Origin of the sequence: Allobosea sp. AK1 (assembly GCF_006714945.1) — a bacterium.
In the GTDB taxonomy this organism is placed as follows: Bacteria; Pseudomonadota; Alphaproteobacteria; order Rhizobiales; family Beijerinckiaceae; genus Allobosea; species Allobosea robiniae.
Genome location: NZ_VFMG01000001.1, coordinates 3240259 through 3255967, shown reverse-complemented (window position 1 = coordinate 3255967; position 15709 = coordinate 3240259). Strand labels below are relative to the sequence as shown.

16 protein-coding genes are annotated in these 15709 nt (G+C 67.2%); 7 read left to right on the top strand and 9 right to left on the bottom strand.

Annotated features, from left to right (window positions below; translation table 11 throughout):
- Positions 1-59 precede the first annotated feature (59 nt).
- The gene (locus FHT98_RS15910) at positions 60-626 is read left to right on the top strand and encodes an ActR/PrrA/RegA family redox response regulator transcription factor (RefSeq protein WP_061968911.1); all 567 of its coding nucleotides are present in this window, start codon (positions 60-62) and stop codon (positions 624-626) included.
- A 72-nt stretch (positions 627-698) separates the two neighbouring features.
- On the opposite strand, the gene FHT98_RS15905 is transcribed toward FHT98_RS15910, so the two are convergent.
- Complete coding sequence (locus FHT98_RS15905; protein WP_142114594.1) at positions 699-1877, bottom strand: MFS transporter; 1179 nt, start codon at positions 1875-1877, stop codon at positions 699-701.
- Positions 1878-1976: 99 nt separating this feature from the next.
- Between FHT98_RS15905 and FHT98_RS15900 the strand changes: the two genes are divergently transcribed.
- Positions 1977-2924: a LysR family transcriptional regulator gene (locus FHT98_RS15900; protein ID WP_061968915.1), complete on the top strand. Its 948-nt coding sequence runs from the start codon at positions 1977-1979 to the stop codon at positions 2922-2924.
- 9 nt (positions 2925-2933) lie between these two features.
- Here FHT98_RS15900 and FHT98_RS15895 read toward each other — a convergent pair whose 3' ends face one another.
- Positions 2934-3401: an MmcB family DNA repair protein gene (locus FHT98_RS15895; RefSeq protein ID WP_061968917.1), complete on the bottom strand. Its 468-nt coding sequence runs from the start codon at positions 3399-3401 to the stop codon at positions 2934-2936.
- A 50-nt stretch (positions 3402-3451) separates the two neighbouring features.
- Positions 3452-4522, bottom strand: a complete 1071-nt coding sequence (locus FHT98_RS15890) for a LacI family DNA-binding transcriptional regulator (RefSeq protein ID WP_061968918.1) — start codon at positions 4520-4522, stop codon at positions 3452-3454.
- Between the two features lie 118 nt (positions 4523-4640).
- Here FHT98_RS15890 and FHT98_RS15885 point away from each other — a divergent pair, with 118 nt between their 5' ends.
- The 5 genes from FHT98_RS15885 to FHT98_RS15865 all read left to right on the top strand — a co-directional run bounded on the left by FHT98_RS15885 (position 4641) and on the right by FHT98_RS15865 (position 10749).
- Positions 4641-5657, top strand: coding sequence for a TRAP transporter substrate-binding protein (locus tag FHT98_RS15885; RefSeq protein WP_061968920.1), 1017 nt, complete (start codon positions 4641-4643; stop codon positions 5655-5657).
- 89 nt (positions 5658-5746) lie between these two features.
- Positions 5747-7594: a TRAP transporter large permease gene (locus FHT98_RS15880; RefSeq protein ID WP_244492902.1), complete on the top strand. Its 1848-nt coding sequence runs from the start codon at positions 5747-5749 to the stop codon at positions 7592-7594.
- Between the two features lie 19 nt (positions 7595-7613).
- The gene (locus FHT98_RS15875) at positions 7614-8168 is read left to right on the top strand and encodes a VOC family protein (protein WP_061968930.1); all 555 of its coding nucleotides are present in this window, start codon (positions 7614-7616) and stop codon (positions 8166-8168) included.
- A 22-nt stretch (positions 8169-8190) separates the two neighbouring features.
- A complete protein-coding gene (locus tag FHT98_RS15870; protein WP_061968932.1) occupies positions 8191-9465 on the top strand; it encodes a ribulose-bisphosphate carboxylase large subunit family protein in 1275 nt (424 codons plus the stop codon).
- Positions 9466-9471: 6 nt separating this feature from the next.
- Entirely contained in the window at positions 9472-10749 is a 1278-nt protein-coding gene (locus tag FHT98_RS15865; protein ID WP_061968933.1) for a four-carbon acid sugar kinase family protein, read from the top strand.
- Here the strand turns inward: FHT98_RS15865 and FHT98_RS15860 are convergent.
- From FHT98_RS15860 to FHT98_RS15835, 6 genes are all read right to left on the bottom strand, one after another.
- Positions 10746-11690 (bottom strand): threonine ammonia-lyase, encoded by a 945-nt coding sequence (locus tag FHT98_RS15860; RefSeq protein ID WP_061968935.1) that lies wholly within the window; start codon positions 11688-11690, stop codon positions 10746-10748. The two genes, FHT98_RS15865 and FHT98_RS15860, sit on opposite strands and share 4 nt — an antisense overlap.
- Positions 11690-12736, bottom strand: coding sequence for a succinylglutamate desuccinylase/aspartoacylase family protein (locus FHT98_RS15855; protein ID WP_061968937.1), 1047 nt, complete (start codon positions 12734-12736; stop codon positions 11690-11692). Before FHT98_RS15855 ends, FHT98_RS15860 begins: the two co-directional genes overlap by 1 nt.
- Positions 12737-12840: 104 nt before the next feature.
- On the bottom strand, positions 12841-13623 hold the full coding sequence (locus tag FHT98_RS15850) for a transporter substrate-binding domain-containing protein (protein WP_061968939.1): 783 nt from the start codon (positions 13621-13623) through the stop codon (positions 12841-12843).
- 39 nt (positions 13624-13662) lie between these two features.
- Positions 13663-14394, bottom strand: coding sequence for an amino acid ABC transporter ATP-binding protein (locus FHT98_RS15845; protein ID WP_061968940.1), 732 nt, complete (start codon positions 14392-14394; stop codon positions 13663-13665).
- Positions 14381-15031, bottom strand: coding sequence for an amino acid ABC transporter permease (locus FHT98_RS15840; protein WP_061968942.1), 651 nt, complete (start codon positions 15029-15031; stop codon positions 14381-14383). Before FHT98_RS15840 ends, FHT98_RS15845 begins: the two co-directional genes overlap by 14 nt.
- Positions 15028-15690 carry an amino acid ABC transporter permease gene (locus tag FHT98_RS15835; RefSeq protein ID WP_061968944.1) on the bottom strand — a complete coding sequence of 221 codons (663 nt, stop codon included), beginning with the start codon at positions 15688-15690 and terminating at the stop codon, positions 15028-15030. The genes FHT98_RS15840 and FHT98_RS15835 overlap by 4 nt, the downstream gene beginning before the upstream one ends.
- Positions 15691-15709: the final 19 nt, after the last annotated feature.

Here is a 15709-nt window from a genome sequence, read left to right as displayed (position 1 = left end):
AAAACCGAAACCCTAATGCGCGCCGCCGCAGCGCGCCGAGAAGCGGCAAGGAGAAGACGATGCAGGATGCAGCGAGCGAAACCGACAGGGCCGGGCCGGCCGACGACATGTCCCTTCTGCTGGTCGACGACGACAGGCCGTTCCTGACCCGCCTCGCCCGCGCCATGGAAGGCCGCGGCTATGCGGTCCGCATCGCCGACAGCGTCGCGGCGGGCATGGCTGCCGTGGAAGAAGCGGCACCGGCCTTCGCGGTGATCGACCTGCGCCTCGGCGACGGCAACGGCCTCGACGTGATCGCCCGCCTGAAGGAGCGCCGGCCCGATGCGCGCGGCGTGGTGCTGACCGGCTACGGCAACATCGCGACCGCCGTCAGCGCCGTGAAACTCGGCGCCTTCGACTTCCTCGCCAAGCCAGCCGATGCCGACGAGATCCATGCAGCGCTCGCGGCCCAGCGCGATGCCCGCCCGCAACCGCCGGAAAACCCGATGTCGGCTGACCGGGTGCGCTGGGAGCATATCCAGCGCGTCTACGAACTCTGCAGCCGCAATGTCTCGGAGACGGCACGCCGCCTCGGCATGCACCGGCGCACCCTGCAGCGCATCCTGGCCAAGCGCGCTCCGCGCTGATCCCGCAAAAACGTAAAAGCCCGCCGGACAAACCGTCCGGCGGGCTTTTGCTTGATCGTTCGCTTGTGGGGCTCAGGTCGCGCAGGCGGGCACGATGCGGGTCGCGCGGCGCTCGAGCGACACCGCGAACACAGCGAGACCCAGCGCCAGCAGCGGCACGACGGCGGCGACCGGCGCGATCGCGCCATAGCCCAGTCCCTGCGTGATCACCGCGCCGCCGAGCCAGGCGCCGAAGGCGTTGCCGAGGTTGAACGCGGCGATGTTGAGGCTGGAGGCCAGCCCCTGCCCGGCGCCGCCGGCCTGCTGCAACACCCACATCTGGAGCGGTGCGACGGTCGCGAAGGCGGCGGCGCCGAGCGCGAAGGCCGCGATGACGGCACCAATCTGGCTGTGGAACGCGAAGCCCGAGGCGAACATCGCGATGGTCAAGAGCGCGATCGAACCGATCAGCGCCGGGGCAAGCCTGCGATCGGCCCAGCGCCCGCCGAGCAGGTTGCCGACGACGAGCCCGCCGCCGAAGACCAGCAGGATCGGCGACACGGCGGCCTCGCTGAAACCGGCAAGCTGGACGAGGATCGGCTGGATGAAGGTGAAGACCGCGAAGATGCCGCCGAAGCCGAGCACGGTCATGACGAGGCCGAGCTGAACCTGCGGCCGCGCCAGCACCTTGAACTCCTCGGCGAGCGAGCCGGGCACGACGCGCTCCCGATCCGCCGGGACGAAGACCGCGAGGACAGCCAGAGCGACGAGGCCGATTGCGGTCACCGCCCAGAAGGTCGAGCGCCAGCCGAAAGCGAGGCCGAGCCAGGAGCCAAAGGGGACGCCGAGCAGGGTCGCCAGCGTCAGGCCAGTGAACATGAGCGCGATGGCCGAGGCCTTGCGCTCCGGGGCGACGAGGCTGGTCGCGACGAGCGAGCCCACGCCGAAGAAAGTGCCGTGCGCCAGCGCGGTCACGATCCGCGCCGCCATCAGCCAGCCGAAGCTCGGGCTCAGCGCCGCGGCGAGATTGCCGAGGGTGAAGATCGCCATGAGCACGAGCAGCGTCGTCTTGCGCGGCAAGGAGCGGGTCGCGATCGTCAACACAGGCGCGCCGACGAAGACGCCGAGCGCATAGCCGGTCATCAGCAGGCCGGCGAGCGGGACGCTGATGCCGAGATCGGCGGAGACCTGCAGGAGCAGGCCCATGATGACGAATTCGGTGACGCCGATGCCGAAGGCACCGACGGTGAGAGCATAAAGGGCAATAGGCATGGAATGCCTCCGGGGAGCTTGTTCGGGCCCGGAGATAGCGCGGCGAGGGCTTGTGAATTAGACTGCATGAAAGATCAGCAATTGTGAGTTGAATTCACGATGCCACGCAGCGAGGTCAACCGCTCCGGCGAGATGGAGGTCTTCGCCCGCGTCGTCGAGCTCGGCGGCTTCTCGCCGGCGGCACGCGCGCTTCGGATGACGCCTTCGGCAGTGAGCAAGCTCGTCGCCCGGCTGGAGGCGCGGCTTGGCGTCAGGCTGATCGTCCGCTCGACCCGCAAGTTCATGCTAACCGAAGAGGGCACGACCTTCCATGAGCGGACCTTGCGCGTGCTCGCCGATCTCGACGAGGCCGAGCGGGCGGTCGCGGCCTGCCAGATTCCACGCGGGCGCCTGCGGGTGAATGCCAATGTCGCCTTCGGCTGGCATTATCTGCTGCCGGTCGCGCCGCGCTTCATGGCGGTGCATCCCGGCATCCAGCTGGACATCTCGATCACCGACGCGGTGATCGATCTCGTCGACGAACGCGCCGATGTCGCGATCCGGGTCGGCCCGCTCAAATCCTCCCAGCTCGTCGCGCGCAAGCTCGGCGAGAGCGTCTCGGCGATCGTCGCCTCGCCGGATTATCTGTCGGCGCATGAAGCGCCGGATCATCCCGACAAGCTTGCCGGCTGCGACCTCATCACCTTCAATTTCGCCCGGCATCGCGATACCTGGCCTTTCGTCATCGATGGCCAGCGCCTCTTCCTGCCGGCCCATGGCCGCGTCACGGTCGGCGACGGCGAAAGCGCGCGGCGCCTGGCACTGGCGGGACAGGGCCTGACCCGGCTCTCGCTCTTCCATATCGCCGATGACATCGCAGCCGGCCGACTCGTCCCCGTGCTGGAGGCTTTTAATCCGGGCGATGTCGAGGACATCCATGCCGTCTATGTCGGCCATGGTGGCAAGTTGCCGGCGCGGGTACGTGCCTTCATCGATTTCCTGGTCGCGGAGATCGACCTGCGTCGGTTCGCTACGATGCCGAAAGCAGCAATCGCCGCAGCCCGCTAGATGATTTTATCAGGCTGAGCCTTCGGGGTCCTCGATCAAGGCCAGCCGGCTCGAAGCCAGTCGCGCCAGCGCGATGGTCAGCATCTTGCGCCGCGCTGCGCTCAAGGGATGGCGCGGCGGCTCGCGCAGCAATTCGCCGCCATAGGCATCGGCGACGATCAGGCCGACATCGTCAGGCAGGATCTCGCGCGGGAATTCCGGCGCGACGGCGAAGAGGAAGCCGTCGCAATAGTCGCGGTAATCCGGCCATTTGCCGTCGACGCGGTAGTCGGCGATGCCCGACTTGACCTCGACGACCCAGAGCTCGCCCGAGGGCGACAGCGCGACGATATCGCCGCGCCGGCCATTGGCGAAGGTCATCTCCTTGACGATGGCATAGCCGCGCTCGCGCAAGTGGCGGCCGGCGCCGCGGCAGACCATGCGCGTGATATCGGGTCGCGCCGGTGGCGGGTTCAGGACGGAATCCGGAAGGGACATGCGCACATGTTCCCTCTTTGTTTCCGGAAATGCAAGCTTCGGCCAGCAGCCTAAGGCAGGTTCTCACGCAGGATGATCTCGATGCTGGGCGGCGCCGTTCCCTCCGAGGCCGGGCGGCCAGCGCGCAGATTGGCGAAGATCGCGATGCAGCTCATCAGCGCGGCATGGGGATGCTGGGTGATGACCGCATCCATCGTGCCGTCGAGCAGGAGTGCGCGCGTCTCGGGGGTCAGGCCATGGCCGACGAAGACGACATCCTGCTGCCGGCCCGCCTCCTTCAGAGCGCGCGCGATCCCCTCAGGTCCACCGCCGATATTGTAGATGCCGGCGAGATCCGGGTGCTGGGCCAACAGCGCCTTGGCCTGACGATAATTGCGGCCGTCGTCGTCGAGCCCCTCGCGCAGGCCGACGACCTCGATCTGTGGAAACAGCTCCTCGAAGAGATGCAGGAAGCCCATCTCGCGCTCCTCATGGGCGCGATAGCTCAGGCTGCCGGCGATGACCGCAACCTTGGCCGGCCGCCGGCCGATGAAGCGAGCCGCGAGATAGCCGGCCGTGCGCCCGGCCGAGCGATTGTCGAGCCCGACATAGGCGGCGCGGCGGGCATTCGCGATGTCGGAAATCAAGGTCACGGCCGGCACGCCGCGCTCGGCCAGGCTGTTGACCGCCTCGCGCACCGCCGGATGTTCCAGCGCCATGAAGGCGATGCCGTCGACATCGCGCCCGACCTGGCGGAGCTGCTGGGCCAGCAATTCCGGCTTGAAGCTCTCGATGAACTCGACGCGGGCGCGCATGTTGAAGGAAGCGAGCTGCTCCTGTGCCTCGGCGATATGGCGCCCGAGCATGGCGAGGAAACGGTTGCTGCCGGCCGGCAGCAGGAAGGCCAGCCGCATTGGCGTGAAGGCCTGCGCCGGGAGGGCCGGATCGAGCACATAGCCCAGTTCGCTCGCGGCCTTCAGCACGCGCTGGACGGTGGCCGCGCGCACGCCGGGGCGCTGGTTCAGCACCCGGTCGACGGTTGCGGTCGAGGCGCCGGACAGCGCCGCGACATCGGCGATGCGGGCCATCCGGCGGCGCTGCAGGCTTTCGCCACTACCGTTTTTCTCTGCCGTGCCCGTCATAGAATCACATCAAAAACCATCAGTATTTGAGTTTGACCACCATCATTCCAGCTTCCTAATCTGAGGGCAAGAAGACCGCAATCAATCAAATCGCATCAGCGATACCGGGAGGACCATCATGACGAACTTCACGCGCCGCACGGTGCTGCGTACGCTCGCCGCCGCCCCCGCAGCCTCGCTCATCGCCATGCCGCACATCGCGCGGGCGGCCGAGATCGAGCTGAAATACGGCAACAACCTGCCGCTCAGCCATCCGCTCAACATCCGCGCCCAGGAAGCGGCCGAGCGTGTCGCCAAGGAGACGAACGGCCGGGTCGAGATCAAGATCTTCCCGAACAATCAGCTCGGCGGCGATACCGACATGCTGAGCCAGGTCCGCAACGGCGGCATCACCTTCTTCACGCCGTCGGCGCTCGTCATCGCGACCCTGGTGCCGGTCGCGGCGATCAATGCGGTCGGCTTCGCCTTCGCCGATTACGACCAGGTCTGGAAGGCGATGGACGGCAAGCTCGGCGCCCATGTCCGCGAGGCCATCTCGAAAGTGAACCTCTATGCCTTCGAGAAGATGTGGGACAACGGCTTCCGCCAGATGACCACCTCGGGCAAGGCGATCGAGACCGCCAAGGAGATGTCCGGCCTCAAGATCCGCGTGCCGGTGAGCCCGCTCTCGATCTCGATGTTCAAGGCGCTCGATGCCGCGCCGGCGAGCCTGCAGTTCTCGGAGGTCTACACGGCGCTCCAGACCAAGGTGGTCGACGCGCAGGAGAACCCGCTGCCGATCATCCAGGTCGCCAAGCTCTTCGAGGTGCAGAAGAGCTGCGCGATCTCGAACCATATCTGGGACGGTTTCTGGTTCATCGCCAACGGGCGTGCCTGGCGCGGCCTGCCGGCCGATATCCAGAAGATCGTCGCCGGCGCCATCAACGATGCCGGCGTCGCCCAGCGCGGCGACATCAAGAAGCTCAACGAGACCGTGCAGGCGGATCTGCAGTCGAAGGGCCTTGCCTTCAACAAGACGGACCCGGATTCCTTCCGCGCCAAGCTGCGCGAGGCCGGCTTCTACAAGGAGTGGCAGGAGCGCTTCGGCAAGGACGCCTGGAGCCTGCTCGAAGACGCCGTCGGCAAGCTGGCCTGAGGGGTGCGGGCGGGCCTATAAGGCCCCCAAAGCACAAGACAGGAAACGCCCCGATGGATGCCCATAGCGCGACCCTTCCCGCTGCCGCCATGCCCGCAAACGGGCTCGGCCGCTTCGCCGGCCATCTCGACCGCGGCCTCGGCGGCCTGGTCGAGACGGTGGCGGCCGTGCTCGTGGTCGTCGAGATCATCATTCTCGGCGCCGGCGTCATGGCGCGCTATGTCTTCCATGCCCCGCTGGTCTGGTCGGACGAGCTCGCCTCGATCCTGTTCCTCTGGCTCTCGATGCTCGGCGCGGTCGTCGCGCTCCGGCGCGGCGAGCATATGCGGATGACCGGGCTGGTCTCCCGCGTCTCGCCGCAGACGCGGGCGCTGCTGGAGGCGGTCGCGATCACCGCCTCGATCGCCTTCCTGCTGCTGATCATGCCGCATGCGGTCGAATATGCCGAGGAAGAGAACTTCATCGTCACGCCCGCGCTGGAGATCAGCAATGCCTGGCGCGCGGCGGCGATCCCGATCGGCGTCGGTTTGATGCTGATCGCGGCCGGCTGCCGGCTGCTGCGCTTCGCCTCGCTGAAGCCCGCGCTGATCGCGATCGGAATCACCGCTCTGTTCGTGCTGCTGTTCTGGCTCGCCGGCCCCACGCTGAAGCCGCTCGGCAAGCTCAACCTGATCGTCTTCTTCGTCGGCGTCGTCGCGCTCAACGTCTTCTCGGGCGTGCCGATCGCCTTCTCCTTCGCGCTCGCTACCTTCGGCTATCTCGCCTGCACCACCTCGACGCCGATGCTGGTCATGGTCGGCCGACTCGACGAGGGCATGAGCCATCTCATCCTGCTCGCCGTGCCGCTCTTCATCTTCCTGGGCGCGCTGATCGAGATGACCGGGATGGCGCGCGCCATGATCCAGTTCCTGGCGAGCCTGCTCGGCCATGTCCGCGGCGGCCTGTCCTATGTGCTGGTCGGCGCGATGTACCTGGTCTCCGGCATTTCCGGCTCGAAGATCGCCGACATGGCCGCGATCGCGCCGGTGCTGTTCCCGGAGATGCAGAAGCGTGGTGCCAAGCCCGGCGACCTCGTCGCCCTGCTCTCGGCGACCGGCGCGCAGACCGAGACGATCCCGCCCTCGATCGTGCTGATCACCATCGGCTCGGTGACCGGCGTCTCGATCGCGGCTTTGTTCACCGGCGGCATGCTGCCGGCCGTGGTGCTGGGCGCGGCGCTCTGCTTCGTGGTCTGGTGGCGCTGCCGGGGCGAAGACCTCAGCAACGTCAAGCGCTATCCCAAGCGCGAAATCGCCAAGCTCGCTTTGATCGCAGCGCCCGCCATCGCCCTGCCCTTCGTCATCCGCGCCGCGGTGGTGGAAGGTGTCGCGACCGCGACCGAGGTCTCCACCATCGGCATCGCTTACGCGATCCTCGCCGGCATCCTGCTCTACCGCCAGTTCGACTGGCGCCGCCTGCCCAAGATGCTGATCGAGACCGCATCGCTGACCGGTGCGATCATCTTCATCATCGGCTGCGCCACCGCCATGGCCTGGGGGCTGACGCAATCCGGCTTCTCGCGCGACCTCGCCCAGGCGATGGCAGCGGTTCCGGGCGGGAGCTGGGGCTTCCTCGGCATCTCAATCGTCGCCTTCACCATCCTCGGCAGCGTGCTCGAGGGCATCCCGGCGATCGTGCTGTTCGGGCCGCTGGTGTTCCCGATCGCCAAGCAGGTCGGGATACACGAGGTCCACTATTCGATGGTCGTGATCTTCGCGATGGGCATCGGGCTCTTCGCCCCGCCCTTCGGCGTCGGCTATTACGGCGCCTGCGCGATCAGCAAGATCAATCCCGACGAAGGCCTGAAATACATCTGGGGCTACATCCTCGCCCTGATCCTCGGCCTGCTCGTCGTCGCTGCCGTGCCGTGGATCTCCATCGGCTTCCTCCGATCCTGATAATCAGAAAGCAACGCCCATGAGCCGCTTCTTTGGCCAGATCCGTCAGGCTGGCTACGTCGTCCCGGATATCGAGGCGGCGATGGACTACTGGAGCCGCGTGCTGGGCGTCGGACCGTTCTTCTACAATCCGAAGGTCCCGATCAGGAACTACCGCTACAAGGGCGAGACCTACGAGCCGCACAACTCGGTGGCGCTGGCCAATTCCGGCCCGCTCCAGATCGAGCTGATCCAGTGCCGCAACACTGTCCCGTCCATGTACAAGGACTTCACCGATGCGGGGCTGACCGGCCTGCAGCATGTCGCCTACTGGACCTCGGACTACGATGCCGACCTGGAGCGGCTCGTCGCCGAGGGCTTCAAGCCGGTGATGTCGGGCGAGGTCGGCGAGCGCGGCCGCTTCGTCTATTTCGACACGCATTACCATCCGGGCACGGTGATCGAACTCTCGGAGGTCGCCGGCCCCAAGGGCGAGATGTTCCGCCTGATCCGCGAGGCGTCCGAGACCTGGGACGGCAAGGATCCGGTCAGGCCCTTCCCGGACCTGAGCAAGCTCGCTGCTGCGGCAGCCTGATATCCCTTCGCATACCGACCCCATGACCAGCGAACGCTTCGAAGCGACCTATCTCATCGAAACCCCGCTCGACCCGGCCAAGGTCGCGGAGGTGATGGCGGGTGAGCAATCCTGCGGCACCTTCGCCCGCGTCGCCGGCGAGACCGACGAGTTGCGCGAGCGGGCGCGGGCCGTCGTCACGCGGATCGAGGAGCTGGAGCCCGCCACGGAGCCCAGCCTGCCTAATGCGTGGCTTGCGCGGAAGGGCGTCGGCGGGCCATGGCGGCGCGCGCGCATCACGATCTCCTTCCCGGTCGACAATGTCGGAGCCAATCTCGCGACGCTCGCCGCCGTGGTTGCGGGCAATCTCTACGATCTCGGCGAGGTCACCGGCCTCAGGCTCGAAAGCATCGCCCTGCCCTGGTCCTATCGCCAGCGCTTCCCGATGCCGACGCAAGGCATCGCCGGCACGCGGCGCCTGACCAGGGCGGCGAAAGGACCGCTCGTCGGCTCGATCATCAAGCCGAATGTGGGCCTCAGCTCCGCGCAGACGGCCGAGCTCGTCGCGAGCCTCTGCGAAGCCGGGCTCGACTTCATCAAGGATGACGAGATCTCAGCCGATCCGGTGCATGCGCCGCTGGCCGAGCGCATCCCGGCGGCGATGGCGGCGGTTCGCCGGCATCAGGACAAGACCGGCAAGCACGTCATGGTCGCCTTCAACATCACCGACGAGACCGATGCGATGCGCCGCCATGCCGATCTCGTCACGCACGAGGGCGGTTCCTGCGTGATGGCGAGCCTGAACTGGTGCGGTTTCTCCGCGATCGAGAGCTTGCGCCGCTCGACTGATCTCGCCCTGCACGGCCATCGCAACGGCTATGGCGCCTTCTCGCGCCATCCGCTCCTCGGCATCGGCTTCCAGGCCTATCAGGTGCTGTGGCGGCTGGCCGGTGTCGACCACATGCATGTCCATGGCCTGCAGGGGAAATTCGCGCAGGAAGACGAGGAGGTCGTGACCTCCGCCAGGGATTGCGTCACGCCGCTGACCGATGGCGCCGACGACCGGGTGATGCCCGCCTTCTCCTCCGGGCAGTGGGCCGGCACGGCGCAGGCGACCTGGGATGCGATCGGCCATGACGACCTGCTGTTCATGGCCGGCGGCGGCATTCTGGCCCATCCCGGTGGGCCGAAGGCGGGCGTCGCCAGCATCCGGCAGGCCTGGGCAGCCGTAGCCGAAGGCACCCCGATCACGGAGGCGGCGCGGACGCATCCCGAATTGCAGCAGGCGCTCGATACCTTCGGCGGCAAGGCGGGCTAGTGCGCCGTGACGACGAAGCGCATCCCTCTCTACGGCTGGTACGGCGACGATTTTACCGGCTCGACCGATACACTGGCGACGCTGGCCGAGCGAGGCTTTCGCGCTTTGCTCTTCCTGCGCCAACCGAGTGAAGCCCAGTTGGCGGCAGCCGGCCCGCTCGATGCGATCGGCATCGCCGGGGCGAGCCGAGCCATGGCGCCGGAAGCTATTGCGCAGGAACTGACGGAAATCGGGCGCTTCTTTGCCGAGCAGGGCGTCGAGCTGATGCATTATAAGTGCTGCTCGACCTTCGACAGCGCACCTCGTATCGGCAGCATCGGCGCGGCGGTCGCGGCGCTGAAGCCGTTCTTCCCGAACCCGCTCGTGCCGATCCTCGGCGGCCAGCCCAATCTCGGGCGCTTCTGCCTGTTCGGAAACCTGTTCGCGGCCGGCGGCGACGGCGCGATCCATCGTATCGACCGCCACCCGACGATGAGTCGCCATCCAGTGACGCCGATGGCGGAAGCCGATCTGCGCCGGCACCTTGCCGCGCAGGGGCTCGAAGGTATCGGACTCGTCGATTATCGCGCCTATGCCGATGGCTCGTCAGCACCGGCGACGCCGCCAGACGGAAGCCCGGCGGTCCTGTTCGATGTGGCAACCGAGGCCGACCTCATGGCGATCGGCGAATTGCTCGCGACGTCGCTGGTGAATGGGCCGATGCTCGCGGTGGGGGCAAGTTCGGTCGCCCGCGCCTTCGCGGCCGGGCATGGCAAGGCGGTCATTTCCGCATCAACTTCAGATGCGAAATATTGCGGGGCAGGACCGGTCCTCGCCCTCGTCGGCAGCCTGTCGCCGGTCACACGCGCGCAGGTCGAGGCAGCCAAGGGCTATACGATCCTCTCCGTCGATGCCGAACGGTTGTTGGCGGATAAAAGCTATGGGGCGGAGCTGCGCTCCGCAGCTCTGTCCAAGCTGGCTCAGGGCGACGTCATGCTGGTGACCGAACGGCCTGAGGGCGCCCCAACTGCGGCCAGCGCGGTTGCCGAAGCGACCGGGGCATTGCTCGCCGCAATCATCGCCGAGGCTCGCCTCGGCCGGCTCATCGTCGCGGGTGGCGATACCTCGACCATGGCGATCCGGTCGCTGCCGCTCTGGGGGCTGTCCTATCGTGGGCCTTGCGTGCCCGGTGCGCCGCTCTGCCGCGCCCATTCCGACGATCCGCGTCTCGACGGGCTCGAGATCGTGCTGAAGGGCGGGCAGATGGGTCCGCCCGGCTTCTTCAATAACGAGGCACGCGCCTAACCCGGCAGGCAGCCATCCGTGCCGGCGCCGCAGACCAGCGCACAGACCTTCTCGCCACCGGACAATGCAACCCGGCCCGACTGGAGCGCCGCCAGCGCCGCGGCGCCCGACAAGTCGGCGGCGATGCCGAATTCGAACCAGAGCGATTTCGCTGCCGTCTCCATCTCGGCGTCGGTGATCAGAACGATCTCGTCGACATTCCGGGCCGCCGCCTCATAGATCGCCTGATCGGTCTGGCGGCAGGACATGGTGGCGACGCGCGTCTCCAGCTTGTCGAGCGCGACGAGGCGCCCGGCGGCGAGGCAGGCGTGGAGCGTCGGCGAGCCCACCGGCTCGATGCCGATGATCCGGGTCTGCGGGCGCAAGGCCTTCACCGCCGTCGAGAGGCCGGTGATCAATCCACCGCCGCCGATGGCGACGAGGATCACGTCGACATCGGGCATGTCGTCGAGGATATCGAGGCCGAGCGTGCCCTGCCCGGCCACGACGACCGGATCACTGAAGGGATGGGCATAGGTCGCGCCGGTTTCGCGGGAGCGAGCCAGCGCGGCGGCATTGGCATCGTCCCAGATCGCGCCGACGATATGGACGTCGGCGCCCCAGTCGCGCAGCTTGGCGATCTTGTCCGGAGCGGCATTGGACGGCAGGAAGATCGTCGCGTTCACGCCGAGCACATGGGCCGAGCGGGCAATGGCGAGGCCGTGATTGCCGCCCGACGCCGTGACGACGCCGCGCGCCAGTTCGTCCTTCGACAGAGTCAGGAGCCGGTTCATCGCCCCGCGCGCCTTGAAGGAACCGGCGGCCTGCAACAGTTCGAGCTTCAGCGTGACATCGCCGCCGAAATCGCCGCCGCGCGTCCTGGCATAGGACAGCGTCGGGGTTTTGCGGATGTAGGGCGCGATGCGCTCACGGGCGGCGCGGATATCGTCGAGCGCGATCATCACAGGGTTCCGCGATAGGGCGCCGCGACGATCAGGCAGCAATTGCCCGGCTTCACGCGGCCCGGCTGCCGGCGGCCGTAGAGGATGCCGTCAGCGGCGTAATGCAGCGTCTCGGGTTGGCGCGTCGGGTCCCAGGTGCAGTGGATACGTCCGGCCGGCTCGCCGGCGCTGACCTTGGTGCCATTGGCATGGAAGGGCTCGAAGATGCCGTCCGCCGTCGCATAGACGTAAGCGGAGATGCCGGGCAGCTCGAGGATCTGCCCCTCGCTGCGCCTGGGCTCGGGTTTTTCGCGAACGACGACGCCGAGATGGTCGAGCACATTGGCGACGCCGCGCCGGCAGACCGCAAGCGCCTCCAGCGAGACGGTGCCGGCGCCGGCCATCTCGGTGCCGACCGTGACCAGCCCGGCGCGGCAGGCGGCAGCGGTCGCCGTGCGCGGCTCGCCGAGATTGCTGATCACCACGGTCATCGGCGCGTCGAAGGCCTGCACGGCCGCGACATTGCGCTTGTGCAGGGCGGGGTCGTCGGTCGGCTCGACGATGGCGCTCGGAATGATGTCGAGCGAGGAGCCGCCCGAGTGCAGGTCGAGGAAGGCGTCACCGATCGGCAGGATATGGTCGGTGACGAAGGCCGAGATCTGCTGGGTGATGGTGCCGCGCGGATCGCCCGGAAAGGTGCGGTTGAAGTTCAGCCCGTCGACCGGCGAGGTGCGCTGGCCGGCCATGACGGCGTGGACATTGTTCGCCGGCATCAGGATGAGGCGACCCTGGACGCGGCCGGGATCGAGATCGCGGATCAGGTCGCAGATCGTGATCGGCCCCTCGTATTCGTCGCCATGGTTGCCGCCTTCCATGATCACGGTCGGGCCGGTGCCGTTCTTGATCACCGCGATCGGCACGCGGGTCGCGCCCCAGGCGTCGTCATGCGGCGAATGCGGGATCATCAGGAAGCCGGTCTGCTTGCCCTCGCGATCGAGATCGACGGTGAGGAAGGCGCTGGATGGGCGTGGGGTCGGCTTGGGGCGCGCGGCGCTGGCTGTGCTCATGGGATCACGCAGGGTGCAGGACAGGGATCGGCGCCGGAGGCGGGCCGTCGGGAAGCATGGAAAAGCCGGGCGCGGCGGCGCGCCCGGCGGGAACCGCTACGACGTCACAGCGTCGGCAGCGGATCCATCGGCATGTCCAGGTATTTGCGGTGCAGCCGATCGAGCTCGCCATTCATGGAATTGAAGAAGATGAAGCCGTCGAGCCAGCGCACGAGATTATGCTGGTCCATCTGCACGCCCATATGGGCCGGGCTGCGGCGGATGACGAACTTGCGCTCGAACTCCTTGTTGGGGTTCTGCTTGGCGAGCGCCTGCGCCACGATCGAGTTGGTGGCGAGGAGATCGGCCTGGCCGGTGATGTAGGCGGCGGCGGCCGTCGCGTCGTCCTCGGTGCGCATCAGGCTGGCCTTCGGCGCCGCGGCCGAGATGGCGAGCTCCTGCGTCGTGCCCTTGGCGGCGGCGACGCGGGCCGAGCCGATCGTCTCCGGGCTCGACACCGTCGAGCTTTTCGCGCCGTAGACCGCGAGGAAGGTGTTGGCATAGGGCGCCGTGAACTGGATCTGCTTGGCGCGCTCGGGCGTCAGGCCCATCACCGAAATGACGATGTCGACCTTGTCTGTCATCAGGAAGGGGATGCGGTTGGCGCCGGTGATCTGCTGCATCTCCAGCTTCACGCCGAGGCCCTTGGCGACCATCTCGGCCATCTCGATGTCGAAACCGATGGCCTTGCGGTTGGCATCCTGCGAGCCGAAGGGCGGCGCATCGAGCGGCACGCCGATGCGGACGACGCCCTTGGACAGGATGTCCTGGAGCTTGTCGGCCTTGGCCTCGGCGGCGCCGAAGGCGGCGATGGCCAGGGCGGCTAAACCTGCGAACAGTGAACGCATCGTCTTCTCTCCCCTCGTTGATGTTGTTGGCGTTCCGCCTCAGTGCAGCACTGCGCTGAGGAAGGTCTGGAGTTCCGGCGTCTTCGGCTCGGCCAGCACGGCGGCCGCCGGCCCCTGCTCGTGGATGCGCCCTTCATGCATGAAGACGACGCGCGAGCCGAAGCGGCGGGCAAAGCCCATCTCATGGGTCACGAGGATCATGGTCATGCCCTCGTTCGCGACGGATTCGAGCACCTTGAGGACCTCGCCGGTGAGTTCGGGATCGAGTGCCGAGGTGACCTCGTCGAACAGCATCAGCTTCGGCCGCATGGCGAGCGAACGGGCGATCGCGACGCGCTGCTGCTGGCCGCCCGAGAGCTGCGAGGGATAGGCGTCGAGCTTGTCCTCCAGCCCGACGCGGGCGAGCACCTCGCGCGCGACCTCGCGGGCAGCCTGCGGCGCCTGCTTCTTCACGACGCGCGGGGCGAGCGTGATGTTGTCGCAGACCGAGAGATGCGGAAACAGGTTGAAGCTCTGGAAGACGATGCCGACCTCCTGCCGCAATTTGCGCAGGTTGGTCGCGGGATCGTTGACCTGCGTGCCGTCGACGCGGATCACGCCGGCCTGGATCGGCTCCAGCCCGTTGATGCAACGGAGCATCGTGCTCTTGCCCGAGCCGGAGCGGCCGATCACGGCGATGATCTCGCCCTTGGCGACGTCGAGCGTGACGTCCTTCAGCACCTGGACCGAGCCGTAGCTCTTGTTGATCCCATGGATTTCAACGAGCGACATCGAGCTTCCGCTCGATCGAGCGGCTCCATTGCGAGAGGGGGAAGCACATCGCGAAATAGATCGCGGCGACGGTGATGTAGACGGCGAAGGGCTTGTAGGTGCCGGCGGCCGTGAGCTGACCCTCGCGCGTCAGTTCGACAAAGCCGATCACCGCGGCGAGCGAGGTGTTCTTGATGAGCTGGACGAGGAAGCCAACGGTCGGCGGGATCGCGACCCGGATCGACTGCGGCACGATGACGTAACGCAGTTGCTCCCCAAGCGAGAGGCCGAGCGAGGCGCCGGCCTCCCACTGGGTCTTCGCGATGGAAACCAGCGCGCCGCGCCAGATCTCGCCCAAAAAGGCGCTGCCATAGACCGAGAAGGCTGTCGCCGCCGCGAGCCACGGATTGACGGAGATGCCGGTGAGCGGCAGGCCGAAGAAGATCACGAACAGCCAGACCAGCAGCGGCGTGCCCTGGACGATGTGGATATAGGCGGCGGCGAGCCAGCGCAGCGGCGCGAAGGGCAGGATGCGGGCGATGGCGATGACGATGCCGATCAGCGACGCCCCGATGAAGGCGGTCGCGGTCAGCGCCAGCGTCCAGCGCGCTGCCGCGATCAGGTACATCACATCGATGAGGCCGAATTCGCGGATCATCGTCTGACGAACGCCCAGTAATAGAGGCCCGCGAACAGGCCGCGGAAGGCGAAGGCGAGCCCGAGATAGAGCACGCCGATGACGGTGTAGACCTCGAAATCGCGGAAGGTGCGCGACTGTACGATCGAGGCTGCGTGGAACAGGTCCTCGACCGAGATCTGCGAGACGACGCTGGTCGCCAGCATCAGCAATACGAACTGGCTGGCCAGCGCCGGGAACATCGCCTTCAGCGCGGGGAACATCACGACATAGCGGAAGACCTGCAGGCCGGAGAGCCCGAGCGAATGGCCGGCCTCGACCTGCGCCTTTGGCACGGCCTCCAGCCCGGCGCGGACGATCTCGGTGGTGTAGGCGCCGAGATTGATGACCAGCGCGATGATCGCGGCGGTGAGCCCGTCGAGCCTGACGCCGAAACTCGGCAGGCCGAAGAAGATCAGGAAGAGCTGCACCAGCAGCGGGGTGTTGCGGATGACCTCGACATAGGTGCCGACGATGCGACGCAGCCAGACGGGGCCATAGACGCGGGCGGCAGCGCAGGCGATGCCGATGACGAGGCCGCCGACCATCGCCAGCGCGGAGAGCAGCAGCGTGATCCAGACGCCGTCGAGGATCGATTCCCAGGCGGCGAAGACATCGCGGAACTGCAGGCCGTATTTCATGGCCGGCCGCCTCGCGGCA